The following is a 17,904-nucleotide window of genomic DNA, read 5'->3' as shown; positions in this document are numbered from 1 at the left end:
GCGAGAGGCGAGCACGTTATGCACATTGCAATTGTCACTGCGGGCGGAGCGGGCATGTTCTGCGGCTCCTGCATGCATGACAACACCTGGGCCAAAGCCCTTCAAGATGCCGGGCACGAAGTTTCGCTGATCCCCACGTACACGCCGATTCGCGTCGATGAACAAAACCTATCCGTCTCGGAAGTGTTCCTCGGCGGAATCAATGTGTATCTGGATTACCGTCTGCCGTTGTGGCGAAAGATTCCGCGTCCGCTGGTGCGATGGTTGGATTCGCCGCGAGTCATCCGTTGGGCGACGAAGTTCGGTGTCTCCAACGATGCCGCCCAACTCGGCCCGCTCACGCTAGCGATGCTCGATGGTGAAGAAGGGCCGAACCGCCGCGAGATCAACGAATTCGCGGACTTCGTCAAAGACCTTGCTCCGGATGTCATCGTCTTCAGCAACGCGCTCCTCGTCGGTGTCGTGCGAACCTTGCGGGAACGACTGGGCGATTCCGTCAAGATCTTCTGCATGCTCCAGGGCGACGACATTTTCCTGATGGACCTGCTGGAGAAATTCCGTACCGCCGCGATTGCCAAGATTCACGAACGGTGCCGGGACTTCGACGGTTTCCTCACGCATAGTCATTACTACCGCGACTACATGGCAAACCTGCTCGATTTGCCGATCGATCGTTTTCACCGCGTGCCCTTGGGGATCGATGTCAGCGAACACGATGGTTTACCGACCGACCGTGAGAACGAACATTTCACCATCGGTTACTTCGCCCGCATCTGCCCAGAGAAGGGATTGCACAATCTCGTCAATGCGTTCCAGGATCTCCACGAACGACAACCGAAATCTCGTCTCGTCGCCGCCGGATATCTCGGCAAACGCGACCGCAAATACCTCAAGGGATTGCTCTCATCCGCGGCGAGTAAAAACCTACCGATTCACTACGCTGGCAGCCCGGATTCCGTCACTGAGAAAGTCGCGCTTTTCAAAAGTTTTGATGTGCTCAGTGTGCCGACGGACTATCACGAACCAAAAGGTTTGCCGGTTCTCGAAGCCCTCGCCAACGGCACACCCGTCGTTCAACCCCGTCACGGCGCCTTCCCCGAACTCATCGAAACCACCGGCGGCGGTTTGCTCTTCGAACCAACGAACACTAAGGAACTCGCAGACCAACTCCAAACACTAGTGCGAGACAAAAATCAAAGACTAGCACTCGCAAAAACCGGTTACGAAAACGTCCGCAAACACTACACGGAAATTGCACTCGCAGAGGAATCCGTTCGCATCTTTGCTCGGCAGACGGAGGTTGTCACAGGTTCGACATCGTCCATAGAACCGACCGTCTAGGGAATTTTCGTGAATCAATCCTTCTCCCCCGCCGTCGCGAAAGCGGCGACCATGGCTCCGGCGATCGCACCGCCGAACGCGGAACCCATCACCATGTTTCGGTCGTCCGCCAAGTACGCTGCCAGCATCCCAAGCAAGGCATAAATTGCCGGGGAAAGCATCCAGATCAGTTTGTTGTTCATCGTGAGCACCATCGAAAAGAGTCGGGAAAATTAGGGCGTTGAAACGCCTGTGTGAATCTGGGTGATTTGCGTTGCCTGCGAGCTTTCGCCTGAGCGATTCTTGGTGTTCACCCGAAAACTCGCATTCCGGGATTTCCCTTTTGTGGCAAAATCGGTCCAATAGGTGAATTCCGGTCGGGTTTTGTTAAACGGTCGGCCGAAACAAGAATACACTCAAGTTTTTTGAATCGCGCCCACGATTTTTGGGGGCGGAAAGGATGTCATCGATGAGCTGCCGCGTCCGGCTTGTGTTGGCCGTTCACAATCATCAGCCGATCGGCAACTTTGAAAACGTGTTCGAGGCCGCCTACGCCGACGCCTACGAACCGTTTTTGGATGTCCTCGAAGATTATCCACAAATTCCCGTGTGTTTGCACACCTCCGGGAGTTTGCTGGAATGGCTTGTCGAGGCCCGACCGGAATACATCGACCGCGTCCGAGCCCTTGTCGAGCGGGGACAGATCGAAATCCTCGGTGGGCCGTTCTACGAACCGATCTTGGCCAGCATTCCCCGTCGGGACCGCGTCGGTCAGATTGTTTCCTACGCGAATTATCTGAAGCAACTCTTCGGCTCGCATGTGCGGGGCATGTGGGTTCCCGAGCGGGTTTGGGAGCAATCCTTTGCCGGTGACATTGCTCGTAGCGGCATCGAATACACGATTCTCGACGATACGCACTTCCGCGCCGCCGGTCTGCACGAGCACGAACTCGACGGCTATTACCTGACCGAGGACGAAGGCAACACGCTGAAGATCTTCCCGGTCAGTGAAACGCTGCGGTATACGATCCCCTTCCGCGATCCGCACGAGACGATCGACTATCTCCGGCACGTCGCCGAACGTTCGCCAAATGCAATCTGCACCTTCGGCGATGACGGCGAGAAACTTGGCAGTTGGCCGGAAACGCATCAGCACGTCTATGGCGACAATTGGTTGCGACGGTTCTTCGATGAACTAATGCACAATCAGGAATGGTTGCAGGTCTGCACAGCTTCCGAAGCCGTCGATGCGGTCACGCCGACTGGAACGATCTATCTGCCGGATTCCAGCTATCGCGAAATGACGGAGTGGGCGTTGCCGACGGATCGGCAGGTGCAGTATCTCCGTGTACGAAACCAACGCGAACACGACGCCGATTGGCATTTGCTCAAGCCGTTTTTGCGAGGCGGATTTTGGCGGAACTTCCGCGTGAAGTACCCGGAAACCAACGAAATGTACGTCCGCATGTTGGACGTCAGCCAACGGTTGGAAGACCTGCATCAAACCGGCCAAAGTGAAGACGTACCGGGTCTTGTGCAGGAAGCTCGGCAGGAGTTGTATCGCGGTCAATGCAATTGCCCGTATTGGCATGGTGCGTTTGGCGGGTTGTATTTGCCGCACTTGCGAAACGCGATCTACAAGCATTTGATCTCGGCCGACAATTTGCTCGAAAAGGCTCGCAATCACGCTGGGCGTTGGGTGGAAATTCAATCCGCCGACTACGATCTCGATGCCCGTCAGGAAGTGAAGTTGTCGGGTGACCGCTTGGTGGCGTGGTTGGCACCGGCGACAGGCGGGCACTTGTACGAACTCGATCTGCGGAGCATCAAGCACAACTTGCTGGCGACGCTTGATCGGCGACCGGAACCGTATCACGATTTGATCCGTGCCGCCGGAGCCGGGAACACGGATGCGGGCGACATTGCCAGCATTCACGGTTCGGTGAAATTCAAGCAGCCCGATCTCGACAAAAAAATCGTCTACGACAATTGGCGGCGGAAGTCGTTGGTCGATCATTTCCTACAACCAGGGACAACCGCGGAGCAGTTCCAACGCAGTGAAGGCATCATCAGTGATTTCGCCAGCGGTGCGTACGAAACCAAGCTCCGACGCTCCGAAACGCGAGCCGAATGCGTGATGACCCGCACCAGTTACGTGGGCGAACACGCCGTGCAACTAACGAAGACGGTCGGCTTGAATTCTGCCAGCGGAAACGTGCTGGAGTTCAATTACCTACTGGAAAACTTGCCGGTCGGTCAGCCGATTCAATTCGGTGTGGAATTCAACTTCGCCGGAATGGCCGCCGGGGCACCGGATCGGTATTTCTATGACGCGGGTGGTCGCCAACTCGGCCAACTCGAAACGCGATTGACACTGGACGATTGCAAACGCATCGGCTTGGTCGATGAATGGCTTGGTTTGGACGCAGGGCTGGAAATCTCGCAAGCGGCAACGGTGTGGACCGCTCCCATCGAAACCATCAGCCAATCCGAAGGTGGATACGAGTTGGTCCATCAAAGCACGATGGTCCTACCGAATTGGCACATCACCGCCGACGAAACCGGCCGCTGGGGTGTGACGATTCGCCTGTCTCTCGATACCTCCGCCGCCCAAGCCCGCGAGTTACGCGAAACCCCGGCACCAGCGTCGGTCGAGTCGTAATACGGTCCCGAGTGATCATGGGCCACTCGGGAGGCTGGGGCGTGTCCGGTTTTGCATTGACAAGATGGACAGGGTGGCATGTCCACGACTTTGCGTGGACATGATTCGACATTCGAGCTTCTCTGGCCCATGCCCACCCCAAGCTGTGGGCATGCCACACGACTTGCAGCCGTATCGATGCACTGAGGTCCGGGGGGGTGATGCACGATCGGTAGGCAGGTTTGTGACCCTGCCTACGGTTTCTGTCGGGCGATTCTGACGGTGCATAAGACAAGGTACAACAGCAAACCGATTGGTCCGCTGAAGAACGTCAAAAGCAAGCATGGTACGATGAACCAGTGGGAGATGCCGTTCTGTTGAGCGTTCTGCACTTCCCAACTGCCGATAAACAAGTCGAATGCCAAGTAATGCACCCAGCCGGCGAGCAGCACGTATTCGTTGCTGAAGAGTTGTCGCACACCGGCGAGTGTTTGAAACCCACCTTCGATATGGCCAATCTGCGTGACGAACAACACCAGATAGCCAATTGCCAATACCGCCGGCAGAATCATCCCGGCAATCCACTCCACACCGATCCGCCAACGAGGCGTAAACAACAGAATTACCCACCCCGGCAAGACAGCGGTGTTGAAGATTTTGAAGAGTGTTTCAGGGCTCATGATTGCGACTCGGTTTCGTAGAGCTGAACGTGCAGGCTGTATCACGCCAGGTGAGTGGTGCGGGTAAATCTTGCGTGGTGAATTCGAGGTGGATGACTCGGCGTTGGGTGGGGTTGGTCATTTTGCGGGATGAGTGCAATAGCAACGGTCGCATCAGAACCGCTCCGCCGGCTTTCGTGTGGCAACTTGTCGCTGTCGTGTGATTCACGTGATCCATGATGTTCGCTTGCGGAATGCGGCCGTGTTGGTGAGTTCCCGGTTGCACGCGGAGCGCTCCGTTGGTTTCGTCACACGCATCGAGGTGGAACCGCACAGTCAGCATGTGTTCGAGGATTTCCACAGGCGGTTGCACGTGGGGAATGCCGTCTTTGACAGACCACTGTTCGAAGCCGGGAATGTCATGACGTTCTTGGACGGCAATTGTTAAATCCTGATGCCAAAACACGCCCCAATTCGCGGCAGGCGTTTTGTTGAACAGAATCGAACGCGTCAGCCGAGGCGATGAACCCACGAGCGGTTCCAGCAATCTGTGAAGTATGGGCGATTCTGCGAACCCTCGAACTTCTGGCACCCGTTCCGCGAGTTGACGGGCGGCGTATTGTCCGCGTTTGGTGGTTTCCGTACTTGGAAGCCGGTTGATGGAATCGCTGAGTGTTCGCAGTTCGTCGTCTGCGAGAAACGGATCAACAATTGCGAAGCCATCGACTTCCAAAGATTCGGCCAGCGTCGGCATGGTGTTCTGCGTGCGTGCGGAATAAGGTGAAGGTGTTCGCCGATTGGATTTGGCGAGTGTACGTTCATTTCATCACATTGAAACACGAAACGAAAGGCGTGGAGTGCCGGACGATCTTTCGGATTTGACTGTTCCGCAACGCACCGCGGTCACGCATCACGAAGGCCCGTTGATGGTGCTGGCCGGTCCTGGGTCGGGGAAAACACGGGTGATTACCCGCCGGATTGCTCACATGATCGAGCATGGCATCGATCCCCGGCGGATTCTGGCGATCACCTTTACGAACAAAGCCGCCAACGAGATGGCCGAGCGGGTCGAACGGCTTGCGCCCGGGATGCGGGTATGGGTCAGTACGTTTCACCGCTTCTGTGCGCGGCTGCTGCGGGAACGAGCCGAGACCGTCGGGCTGCAAACGAACTTCAGCATCTACGACACCAGCGATCAACAACAGATCGTCCGTCATGCGTTGAGCGATTTGGATTTGGACGCGGTTCACTTTTCGCCGTCGCGGGTGTTGCATCGGATCAGCCGAGCGAAGAACGATCTCATCACCGCCGAGAAATTCGCGTTGGAACATGCAGACGCCGTCGGCACGCACTGGGACGCCGTCGTGGCGAAGGTGTATCCGCTGTATCAACAGAAGATGCTCGAAGCCAACGCGGTCGATTTTGATGATCTGCTCCTGCATGTCGTGCAGATGTTGAACGACAATCCCGAACTCCGTGAAGGGTTTGGTGAGCGGTTTCGATATATCCTCGTGGATGAATATCAGGACACGAATGCCGCTCAGTACCGGATTGTGGCGGCGTTGGCGGCGGGACATCGGAACTTGTGTGTGACCGGCGATCCCGACCAGTCCATTTACGGTTGGCGCGGGGCACGGATCGAGAACATTCTCCGGTTCGAGCAAGATTTTCCCCAGGCGAAAGTCGTGCGATTGGAACAAAACTTCCGCAGCACCAAGGAAATTCTGTTGGCTGCGGATAGCCTCATCGTGCACAACGTCCATCGGAAAGCCAAGGAGCTGATCACAGAGAATCCGCAGGGCGAACCGGTCGAGTTGCTGTACTGTGAAGACGGGCGACAAGAGGCGGAAACGATCGCGAAGACCGTCCGTGAAATTGCCGAAGCGGAAAATCGTCCGTGGTCGGATTTTGCGATCTTTTACCGGGTGAATGCGCTTTCACGGGAGTTGGAGCAGGCGTTGACGCGGGAGCGAATCCCGCTGCAAGTCGCGGCAGGCGTGGCGTTCTACGAGCGAGCGGAGATCAAGGATACGCTTTCGTATTTGCATCTCGTGCATAATCCCAGCGACACGGTGGCGTTTCGACGGATCGTCAACAAACCGGCTCGCGGATTGGGGAAAACGAGTCTCAATCGGCTCATCAATTGGGCGGACCGTGAGGAAATCACGTTGCTCGAAGCGGCGAAAAGGGCCAAGGAAGTCCCGCGACTCACCAGCCGAGCCGTGAAATCGTTTTACGCCTTTGCCGAAATGATCGAGGAGTTCACCGATCTTTCCGTGGGACCGGTCGAGAAACTTCTTGTGCGGGTCTTGGAACGGACGAGCTATCTCGATCTGTACCGAGGTAGTGACAACGAAGACGATCAACAACGTGCCGCCAACGTGCAAGAATTGCTCACAGCGGCGCGGCAGTATGATCTCACGATGGAAGCGGACGGATCGCTCGAAAACTTTCTCGAAGTGACGAGCTTGGTCAACGAGGTTGACTCGCTCGATGAATCTTCCGGCACGGTCACGTTGATGACGCTGCACGCGGCGAAGGGCTTGGAGTTTCCGATTGCGTTCATCGTGGGCGTTGAGCAAAACCTGCTGCCGCACGAACGCTCGCTGCAAGAAGACAACAATGGACGGGCGATCGAGGAAGAACGCCGGTTGTTTTTCGTCGGCATCACACGGGCCGAACAGCGGTTGATTCTCACGCACACTCGGCAACGTGACTTTCGTGGGCGGCGACTGATGACGATTCGCAGCCAGTTTCTCAGTGAGATCGACGTCAACGAACGCACGCTCGCCGAAGAACCGAAGTCGATGTTGTACGATGATTTCCCCGACGACGAATACACTCAGGAACTGCCAACCGACGACTTTGCGGAAAATCCTCCGGAACCGGTATCTGAGGAAACTCAATCCGAACCGATCGCGTCTGAGGCGGTGCAACCACAACAGAAACCCCAACCGAAGAAGTTGCCGAAACTGATGACCGGATCGCAATTGTTGTCGAGTGGCGCCGACACAAAGCCCCGGTTTTCCGTCGGTCAGCAGGTTCGGCATCCCCAATACGGACTTGGTACCGTGACAAAAGCCGACGGCGGCGGACGATGGGGGAAAGTCACCATTGAATTTGATGACGGTCGCGTGCAATCTTTCGTGGCCACCAAATGTCCGCTACAACCGGTCGGTATGGGATGATGGCGTGGCGTGCGTGATTCCTCTTCAATCCCGTGGAAGAATCCCAAATTCCAGAACGCGAACCGCTAATTCCGTTATAAAGTTGAACGACGAACGTCTCTGAAACATCCCTTATTGACGGAACGGCTGGGGATCGCTTGTTTAGAGTGCTTGGTTCCGGCTACAGTGCAGCGTCGGAGCAAGCCAACATCCGCTAGCAAATCCGATTCGTTCTCTCTATGATCGCTAATTTGAGTAAGTCTCAAGCGGGCATACGGTTGAGGCGACACACTTCGATTTTTCAAGGCAAGTGAACACGATGTTATTGTTGTTTGTACGGATCGTCTTTCTACTGGCGTGTGCCGGAGCGATTGCGACGTACATCAGCCAAGGCGCGCCCCACCCGATCATTTCGGCAAGGCCGTTCATTTGGTTCTTGGTGCTGCTCGCAATTACCCAACTAGCGACCCTGATTGATTTGCTGATTCCCCGCAAAGATATCAAGATCATTTCGTCGGTGTATTTCGGGTTGATTATTGGTTTCATTCTCAGCGTGCTGTTGATGCAAGCGTTGGCACCGCTGTTGGGCGGCGATGCGCGAGCCGAAGGCTTGGTAACAATGCTCGCCACCTTGATGATTCCCTATGTCTGCGTGACCTTGCTGCTGCAAACTCGCGACAACTTCCGGTTCGTGATTCCTTATGTCGAATTCTCTCGCGAACTCAAAGGTGGCAAACCGCTGATTCTCGACTCCTCCGCTCTGATCGACGGCCGCATTGCCGACGTTATGGATACGAAGATTTTGGACTCGCAGTTGGTCGTGCCCGATTTCATTCTGCATGAGATTCAGGAAATCGCCGACAGCAACGACAAGCAACGCCGAACCCGAGGGCGTCGGGGACTCGACGTTCTGAGCAAGCTGCAAAACAGCCCGCATGTCGATGTCAAAATGTTGGACGCACATGAGTCGGGTGACGCCACCGGACCAGTGGATCAACGGTTGATCGCCCTTTCCAAGCAGAATGGTGGCCGGGTCGTCACGAACGACTACAACTTGAACAAGGTCGCCAACTTGCAAGGTGTGGACGTGATCAACCTTAACGATCTGTCCAACGCGTTGAAGCCACGCTACATTCCTGGCGAACGGTTGCAGATCAAAGTCATCAAGGAAGGTGAGTCCGTGGGGCAAGGCGTGGGTTATCTCGACGATGGCACGATGGTCGTCTGTGAGAACGCCGCAAACATGGTCGGCAAAGAAATCGGTGTAATTGTCACCAGCGTGCTGCAATCAAGTGCTGGCCGCATGATCTTCGGTCGCCAAGTTCACTCCGTCGATCACAGTTAGAACTGTTGACTGTTGATCGCAGCGGAGCGGCTCAATAGAAACCACAGCTTCTTCGCGTCCATTGCAGATACAATGGCCTCAAATCTGGTCTCAATGGCCGATTCACTCAGGGGTCGCCGATCTGGTTCTACAGCTTGCGGTTGATACGTTCATTCGCACGGCTGGAATCGCTGAGACGACAAAGCCTCCCATCTTGTGAACGGAAGGCTCATCTTTCGATCAGTCGTCTTTTCCAAGTAGTGGGTGCTGCCACTTGGAAGCTCAGAAACCAGTGACTTCTTCGCTTCCGTCGTGGATGCAGCACACCCCAATACGCTCTAGATGCCGCCGGTTCGGTTTGATCCGGTTGTTGGGTTCCAGAAGAACAAGTCGTCGGCACCGGCTTCCGTGAAGACATCGTCGACCAAGCGAATCACACGGCTGAACTCGTTGTTGATCGATTGCGGTCGGAAGACGTTGTCCACAAAGACCGGGCTAGCGGACTTGCGGATATCCGTCAAAGCCGTGCGGTTCTCACCGGTGACAGAGTTCCACAGGAAGATATCGTCCAACCCGTCACCATTGAGGTCAGCTACGACAACGGACTGGAACATGGAACCGTTGAAGCCGGATTGGGCATTGAGGCTGTCCACGAAACCGTCCATGACGGTCGATTGGCCCGGTGTGTCGATGGCAAAGGAAATTCGCCGGTTCTTGCCGGTCTCGAGGTTGAGGAAGACGATCTCGTCCAAGCCACCTTCTTCGAATTGGCCCACGTGCAACGATTCAAAATCGGCATTGATCAGTGTTGTATCAACCACATTGGTTTGAATTCCGATCAGCCCCGTGTCACTACCAACCGACTCGGTCACGAAGTGGGTAAGACGGTTTCGACCAGTAACGGGGTTCCAGAAGAACAAATCATCCGGTCCGCCGCCGTCAAAGTTTCCGACAACTGCAGAGGTGAAGTCGTTGCCATTGATGGCGGTCGAAGGGATGACATTCGTTTCGAAACCGGCTCCCAAATCGTTCGTTGCGACTGTGGTGTGGAGCAGACGGTTTCGACCAGTGACCGGATTCCAGAAGAACAAATCGTGGCTGCCGTCTTCATCGAAGTCGCCGATCAACACCTCTGTGAAGTCGTTCCCGTTGAGGGCCGACACGGGGAACGGGTTGTCCTGCAGGGTGCCGTTGCCGAAGATTAATCGGTTGGCTCCGGTGGTCGGATTCCAGAAGAACAGGTCATCCTCGGTTTCCAACGACGCGGGGATGCCATCGAAGTTTCCGCTGAAGAACTCGGTGAAATCGTTTCCATTGATCGAAGTCGCCGGGATCGAATTGGAACGCAACGTTGCCAAGTTCGATCGTAAATCATCATTCAGGATCGTTCCCTCACCCTGTGCGTCGGAGATGACAACCGATCGCCCGTTGGATTGCACGTCCAGAAGATCCAACACGAACGATTCATCGGCTTCGAACTTCGTGTCGCTGTTCACTGCGATGGTGATCGTCTGCGTTTCGCCAGCGAGGCCGACAAAATCCAGCGTGCCCGAGCTGGCTTGGTAATCGTTATCGGCCACTTCGGCGAACTTGTCGGCTGTGCTGAATTCGACAGACACCGCGTTATCAACCGCTTTATCTAACGTGACGGTAAAGTTGAGTTCCTGAACGCCCGCAGTGCGTTCGAAGATGGAAACATCGTCAATCGAAATACGAGCCGTATCGTCGTTGACGATGGTTCCAAGACCCTGGTTGTCGGCCACCACTATGTCCCGTCCGTCGGCTTGGACATTGGACAGTTGCACAAAGAATTGCTCGTGCAATTCGACAATGTCATCATCGAGAATTTCAATTTCAATGGTCGTCGAAGACTGACCTGCCGCAATGGTGGCAGTTCCCGTGCTCGCGGTGAAATCGGTGTTGTCGGCGGAATCGGGTTGCGTCGTGAAGTCGATCGTCACATCCGCATCCGCGATACGATTCAACGAAACGGAGAACGAAATCGTGTTGGGATCGTTCTCGAATTGTGTGGCGTCGCCGATGATGAGGTTCGCGGTGTCGTCATTGAGAATCGTCCCGATTCCTTGCGAATCACCGATGGAAACATTTCGTCCGGACGACTGGGCATTGGAGAGGTCGACGAAAAACCGCTCGTCGAGTTCCACGACCTGGTCCGGTGTGAGATCGAGCGTCACCATCGTCGATAGTGCTCCAGCCACGATCGTGGCGGTGCCCGATTGCGATGGGACGTCGTTCAGATCAGCGGTGTCGGGGGATGTGGCAAAGTCCACGGACACATCCGCGTCCGCCGCTTGGTCCAGCGAGATGGTGAACGTGATTGTGCCGTCATCCTCGTTGGCAGCGACATCGGCGATAGAAATCAAGGCCGCATCATCGTTGACGATCGTGCCCACACCGCGACCGTCACCAATAATGACGTCACGACCCGCGGCATCCACATTGGAAAGCTGAACCTCAAATTCCTGATCGAGTTCCACGATCGTGTCGGCGGTGATTCCAATATCGAACGTTGCCGAGTTCGAGCCGGCGGCAATCGTCACGCTGCCATTGGCGGTTGTGAAGTCGTCGGTATCCGCAGTTCCGAAGAACGTGGCATATCGGACGGTCACATCTTGGTCGGCGAACCGATCGAGCGAGACGGTGAACGTCATCGGGCCGTCATCTTCGTTCTGGCTGATGTCGTCGATCGTGAGTCGGCCAATATCGTCATTGAGAATCGTCCCGGTCTGCGTACCATCCACGACGACGACGCTGTTGGCCGAAATACCGCCACTGAATCCGCTGAGCATGCCCAATGCAACTTGGAACATCTCATCCGCTTCGACCGTCAAGTCTCCGTTGACTTCCACCGTGATCGTCTGCACCTCGCCTTCGTTCCCAACGAAGGTCAACGTGCCATCGTTGTCAACGTAGTCGCCGTCCGCGATGGTGGCGGTTCCGTCGTCGGTGGTGTAAGCCACATTGAACCCGCCATTGACGGCCTGCTCAAGAGTGACTTCGAACGTGAACTCGGTGGTGTCGGCATCCCCTTCATCTTTTGATGCCGAAACCGCCGCGAACGACAGAGTGGCAGAGTCGTCGTTGACGATCGTGCCTTCGGCCATTCCTCCGTTGGCAATGCTGATATCCGCGGGATCAAACCCAGGGTTCAAACCGCTGATGGCCCCAAGGATGACCTGGAAAACTTCATCGGTTTCCACATCGGTATCGCCCCGCACAAGGACGCTAAGCGTCTGCGACTCATTCGCCGTTCCTGCAAAGTTCAATGTGCCGGTTTGGGCGACGTAATCTTGGTCGGCGACGGTGGCGGAATCGTCTTGGGTGCTGTACGCAAGATCGAACCCACCCTCCACTTCGCCATCGAGGGTCACGCTGAATGTGTAACTGGTGATGCCACTATTGCGTTCATCGCGGTCGGCATTGAGTTCCGTGATCGTGATGGTGGCGGTATCGTCGTTCTCGATCGTTCCGGTCGCTGCACTCGGGGTTGCGACCGTATAGTTCGTTCCCGGCAGAAGCGTCAGCACCACATCTTCGTTCGACTCGACAGCGAGTTCGGCGGTCGGGTCGATCGTCACTGTCACCGTGGAGACGCCAGCCGCAAAGGTCACCGATCCTAGGCTGTCTGCGAAGGTGGCTGCTCCGGTCTGCGTGTAATCGTTGCCGAATACGGCATCCCCACCGACACTGAAATCAATGGTCAGCGGTTGCGTGTTCACACCGGACCGCGTGAAGGTGTACTCCAGATTGGTCACACCGTCTTCAAGGACACTGTCGGGAGACACGGTGATCGTGATTTCCGGGAGTTCAATCAGGCGGCTGCCAAAATCGACTTCGGCTATTGAGTTCCCGTCGACGAGATCAACGGTCCAGAAACCATCTTCAGGAGTCTTCGTGCTGACGCCGAATGTGGTGGAGACGTTTCGGAGGATCCAAGCTCCCCGCCCGAGCGTCCCGACCACAAGCACGTCGTCCGCTGCGTCATATTCCATATCGAAGACGTCAACGGTCGGCAGATCGGTTGACAGTTCCGACCAAACCGTAAAGCCGGTGATGGCGGTGCTGTAAAAAACGCCTTCCCCGGTTCCGACAACCAGCAGGTCAGTCGCGGGGCCTTCGATGTATTCCACATCGTGGAAATCGACCCCCGAGATTCCTGCCAAGTTACCGGTGACCTCGGTCCAATTGCCACCGAGATCGGTCGTCATGAAGACCTGATCGGAGTCGGCGACGAAGAATGTGTTGGCAATGGTCGGATCGAGCACGATGTCACGGACAGTGCCACCGGGGAACGCGGTTGTCGTGGTTGCCATCGAGGAACCCGGAGCTCCTGTGCGAATACTCACAGTGCTGCCGTCACCCGCGACGATCAAATCGGGATTGGTGATATGACCGTAGACCAACGGTTTTCCATCGAAAGCGTTCACTCCGGTACTGCCAGGAACGGCCGTATTGGAGCTTCCTTGATTCAAAGATTCGTAGATGGTTCCAGAACCACCAATGACCAGTCGCGTCGCATCCACCGCGTTCAGCACAACCGGTGTGACGAATTGCACATCACTGATGCCCGGCAGGAAGGTTTCGTCAAGGAGGTTGTTGTTCGCATCGTATTCACGACGGCGGAAGGCACCCAAGTTTTGGAAACTGGAATAGCGGAACGATCGTCCGGGGGTACTTGTATCGTCGATGGCGACATCACCACCGTCGGCGGTCGAAACACTAACCCAGGTGAATGAGCCGGTCGATTCTTGTTGGGTGGTGCCGGTGTCTTGGTTGCCGGTCATGGCGATGTCCGACACGCTGTCCCAAGCGACGTCGTGGGCTTCGGTCACCTGCAAGTTGCCATTGAGTGAGAACCAATCGCCGGTGTTCGACCGGGGATCCGTGCGACGATAAACGCCGCCGTCATCGACTTCGATCAAATCACCATTGGCCGAAAAGACGATTTCCCGCGAGTCCGCGTGCGGAGCGCTGCTGCTCGCGGTACCACCGCCAGCGGCGCCCAACGTGTTGGAGTGGGTCAAGTGCACCCATTGACTTCCCGAGGGTTGGCTGAAATCTCCACGGAAAAGTCGGCCGGTGAAGTCTGTGGCACCGATCGAATTCGGGAACGTGCCGGCATCACCGAATGTGCGGGGTTGTCGGTCCCCACCGGCATACACGATGTTGGAATCCGTTGGGTCGGGTCGCAAAGAGAAGTGAATGCTGCCTTGGCCGCCGGCAATTTCCGAGGGAGCCGCACTGGCATCGGGACCTTTGATGCCCCGTGGATTCAGGCCGACATCGGTTCCGTTTTCGTTGGTCGAAGGGATGTCCATGGCGACCCAGGTACTTCCACCATCACCCGACCGGAAGAAACCTGCGAGATCGCCGGTATTGATGATCGCCGCATAGACTTCGCCACTGTTTCCAACGGCGATTTCCAGGTTGCTGGTTCCCGTTCCGTTGGAACCGTCTTCGATGAGTGCGTCCATCGTGGAGTTACTGACTTTTGTCCAAGTCGCTCCAGTATCTGTGGACCTGTAAACGCCGACCTGCCCACTCACGATACCCGAGAATGCAACGCTGGTGTAAAGGACTGAGTAGTCGGTTGGGTCGGCGGCCAGATCGTACGAGACGCCGCCGGGCAATCCGGTTCCGGACCCGTCGCCGACGGCAATCTGTGTGAACGTGGCACCGCCATCGACACTACGGAAAATGCCAACGTTGCCAAAGGTGAAGGCGTCTGCCACATTCACGGAAACGACGATCGTGTTTCCTCTCGCCGCCACGCCGGAAATGTTCTTTCCGTCGAGTAGGCCTCCGCCGTCCAAACTCGTCCAGGTGTCGCCGCCATCGGTTGTCCGCAGCAGGCCGGTTCGTTCACCACCGATTCGACCGAAACTGCTGAAACGGCCAATCCCGGCAACAAGCGTATTCCCCGTGGGATCGGTTGGATCAAATTCCAACGCACCGATCGACAACGATTCCTGGTCGTCGATTAGTGGTGTCCAGTCCGGTGACGGATCGGTTGCATTGGTGGTTCGCCAAATCCCGCCGTTGGTGCTGCCGATATAAAGGATGTCGGGATTGGTTGGATGAGCCGCAGCCGTGTGAATTGCTCCCACGACCGCATCACCTCCCGCGATGTTCTCGACTTGACCAAACAGTGACGGCCCTGGTCCTAACGGCTCCCACACGACGGTGCTGACAGGACTGGTACTGACGGGTGAAGTGCGTTCGTATCCGGCTTGCAGAACGGTTCGAACGGTGTAGGTGTCCGAGGGAAGATCGGTGAAGATGTATGATCCGTCACTGAGGGTGGTTTGTGTTTGTTCTCCCCCATCCAACACACCGTTGTCGTTGGTATCGAGATAAACTTCCCATCCAATCAGTGGGTTCTCGTCGGCATCGAACACACCGTCGCCGTTGACGTCGTCCCAAACCACACCGGACAGGTTGGTGACGGCATCGAGATTGAACTCAAACGTTCCTGTAGACACATTATCTTCAGCTTGAACAGCAGCGAAGTAAATGCCGTCGGCTGGAGCCGTCCAGACAATTTCCGATGCCAGACCTGTGCCGCCATCGTCGTCGAATTCAAGTTCCGTGACGCCGTCGGTGTCGTAAAGGGTGAGCGTCGAGTCGGGCAACGTGAGCAGAGTCGTGCTCAATGTGTATTCGGTACCAGCTTGAGCGTTGAAGCTGAAGTAGTCTTGGTCACCGGAGATTTCGAGCTCTCCCGCAGTCGTCGTAGCTGCGTTGACAGAGGAGGCTTCGATCGCATTGTCTCCGTGGTCGTCGACGATCATCGCCGCCGTCCCTGACCACGCCAAGCCGTACAGTTCCGTGTTGGTGTCGGCGACGAAATCCCAGTGTTCTTCGTCCCAGACCGTGCGAATCATGTATTGGCCGGTCGCGGGCACGGTGAAGTTCAGGTGTTCCACCGTGTTGTAATCGCTGATGGACTCGGCAACCTTCGTTGTGGGTGTGCCGTTGACGACTTCCCAAACTTCGAGGTCCAAATCGTCGAAACTATCTTCCGTAGAGGAGTTGTTGCCCAAGTTGATGCTGCGATCGACAAACCAAGACAGGGTCGCGGTGAATTCCGTGCCGCCTTCCAGAAAATCGCCGATGATGTAATCGGTACTCGCCGCTTGGCCGACGGCACCGTAGTCCCAACCGATGACGTCGACCGTTCCACCACCCAACCCCGGGAGGTCCGTGGTTCCAAGGAGCAATTGATCGAAGGCGGTTGTCAGGTTCATCGCACCGGCCCCGCTGTCGAGGTCGAGCGACTGCGTGGTGGTGATTACGCCATTCACATCGGATTGTGCGTTGTCCCAACCTGGGATTTTGTCGGCCGAGTTCAGCAGAATGGCTTTGTTGACTCGCCCATCGAGGGCGTTCGTCGAGGTGCCCAGGACCGTGCGGGCAGCGTCGGCAATCAGCGTTGCCCCACCGGCAACTGTGGGGGCGGCGAAACTCGTTCCGGCGATATTGAAGGAATAGAAATTCGACTGCGGATTGTCGGTACCGCCAATGTTGCCACCCGTTGCACCGCCGTACAAAGCCGCGGTGATGTTCTGACCGGGAGCAACGATGTCGACTGTCGACCGCACTTCGGAAAGCGTCGTACCGCTTTGCGAGGTTGGATCATTCGGAATGAACAGGTCATTCGCGCCGCGACTGCTGAAACTGCTCACCGTTTGATACGGCGGATTGTCGGTATCCGATCCCAATGCACCGACTGAGATGACATTGTAACCAGCCGCTGGCCCGCCAACGGTGTTCGCTCCCGGTCCACTGTTGCCGGCCGAGAAGACCACGGTCTTGCCGGATTGGTTGACGAGTGCATCGATCCCTCGCGAGAACGTGCCGAAAGCCGCGCCGGTCGTGTCGCTGTTTCCCCAGCTACTGTTGATGACGTCGACCGTTTGGTTCAACGGGCCGGCACCGGTCACCATGAAATCCCGATAAGGGGCGATGAACGTGCTGGTATTGAACGAGAAACTCAAGGAATATGGGCTGCCGTTCCATTGGGTTGCGATCGAACCCGAGAACATTTCCGCTCCGTAGGCGACGCCGCGTTGATATTCCCGACCATCGGACAGGTCGAACGATTCCCCAGCGATCAGCTGACCCGCCCAAGTCGCGTGCTTGTCGACATCACCCGTCTGCGGACCGGCATTGTTCGTTTCTTGGACCAACGTGGTCACGCCGCCAAGTGTCTCATGCTGGTTCCAAACATGACCGGCCTCGACGTTGGCGACAATCGCGTTGCTGCCCGTGAAACCAGCGTCGTAGAACGTGTCGGCTCCGATGAGCGCATTCACGTCGATCCCGGAAAATGGATCGGACCCGAAGTTGGAAGACACGTAGTGATGCTCGCCCCAACCCGTGTCTTCGGTGAACTCCAATTGGATGTCGTTGTTCGAGGCCGTTTGCTCCAACGGGGCCGCGACTTCACCGTTCAGCGAACCCTCAAACGAACCAACCGCAACAGCCGATAGCAATGTGCGGTCTTCAAAGACCTCAACCGCGTTGGGCAGCGAATTCGAAACCGGGTGGCGACGAATTAATCGTTGTGAACTCTGACGAAGACGATGCACGCGACCGAAGCTAGATTGGGCGAGCTGCTCGAGCCAATGACGCAAATACACGAAGCCACCTGTGTGCAGAAAGAGACGCTGAGACGAAAAAATCTCGAACTCGCAAGAGAAAATGGATAATTTCGCGAAAAGAAGAGAGAGTTAGGGTCTACCTTATACAGGCGTTACAACTCTTTGCAAG

The 17,904-nt window shown here is 56.2% G+C and carries 8 protein-coding genes; 4 read left to right on the top strand and 4 right to left on the bottom strand.

Annotation, left to right across the window (positions count from 1 at the left end; all coding sequences use genetic code 11):
* Positions 1–18: 18 nt before the first annotated feature.
* Entirely contained in the window at positions 19–1,341 is a 1,323-nt protein-coding gene (locus G6R38_RS19120) for a glycosyltransferase family 4 protein (RefSeq protein WP_166830009.1), read from the top strand.
* 14 nt (positions 1,342–1,355) lie between these two features.
* Here G6R38_RS19120 and G6R38_RS19115 read toward each other — a convergent pair whose 3' ends face one another.
* Positions 1,356–1,523: a hypothetical protein gene (locus G6R38_RS19115; RefSeq protein WP_166830006.1), complete on the bottom strand. Its 168-nt coding sequence runs from the start codon at positions 1,521–1,523 to the stop codon at positions 1,356–1,358.
* 266 nt (positions 1,524–1,789) lie between these two features.
* On the opposite strand from G6R38_RS19115, the gene G6R38_RS19110 reads away from it, so the two are divergent.
* Positions 1,790–3,982, top strand: a complete 2,193-nt coding sequence (locus G6R38_RS19110) for an alpha-amylase/4-alpha-glucanotransferase domain-containing protein (protein WP_166830003.1) — start codon at positions 1,790–1,792, stop codon at positions 3,980–3,982.
* Between the two features lie 233 nt (positions 3,983–4,215).
* Here G6R38_RS19110 and G6R38_RS19105 read toward each other — a convergent pair whose 3' ends face one another.
* Positions 4,216–4,641: an ABA4-like family protein gene (locus tag G6R38_RS19105; protein ID WP_166830000.1), complete on the bottom strand. Its 426-nt coding sequence runs from the start codon at positions 4,639–4,641 to the stop codon at positions 4,216–4,218.
* Positions 4,631–5,374, bottom strand: coding sequence for a phytanoyl-CoA dioxygenase family protein (locus tag G6R38_RS19100; RefSeq protein WP_166829997.1), 744 nt, complete (start codon positions 5,372–5,374; stop codon positions 4,631–4,633). The genes G6R38_RS19105 and G6R38_RS19100 overlap by 11 nt, the downstream gene beginning before the upstream one ends.
* Before the next feature lie 103 nt (positions 5,375–5,477).
* On the opposite strand from G6R38_RS19100, the gene G6R38_RS19095 reads away from it, so the two are divergent.
* The gene (locus G6R38_RS19095) at positions 5,478–7,808 is read left to right on the top strand and encodes an ATP-dependent helicase (RefSeq protein WP_166829994.1); all 2,331 of its coding nucleotides are present in this window, start codon (positions 5,478–5,480) and stop codon (positions 7,806–7,808) included.
* 298 nt (positions 7,809–8,106) lie between these two features.
* On the top strand, positions 8,107–9,132 hold the full coding sequence (locus G6R38_RS19090) for a PIN/TRAM domain-containing protein (protein ID WP_166829991.1): 1,026 nt from the start codon (positions 8,107–8,109) through the stop codon (positions 9,130–9,132).
* Positions 9,133–9,449: 317 nt separating this feature from the next.
* Here the strand turns inward: G6R38_RS19090 and G6R38_RS19085 are convergent, their stop codons facing one another.
* Positions 9,450–17,774 carry a Calx-beta domain-containing protein gene (locus tag G6R38_RS19085; protein ID WP_166829988.1) on the bottom strand — a complete coding sequence of 2,775 codons (8,325 nt, stop codon included), beginning with the start codon at positions 17,772–17,774 and terminating at the stop codon, positions 9,450–9,452.
* Between the last annotated feature and the right edge of the window lie 130 nt (positions 17,775–17,904).

It is taken from the genome of Thalassoroseus pseudoceratinae (genome assembly GCF_011634775.1).
Lineage (GTDB): Bacteria > Planctomycetota > Planctomycetia > Planctomycetales > Planctomycetaceae > Thalassoroseus > Thalassoroseus pseudoceratinae.
Note: the sequence above shows the minus strand (reverse complement) of the source record. Positions and strands in the feature narration are given on the sequence as shown.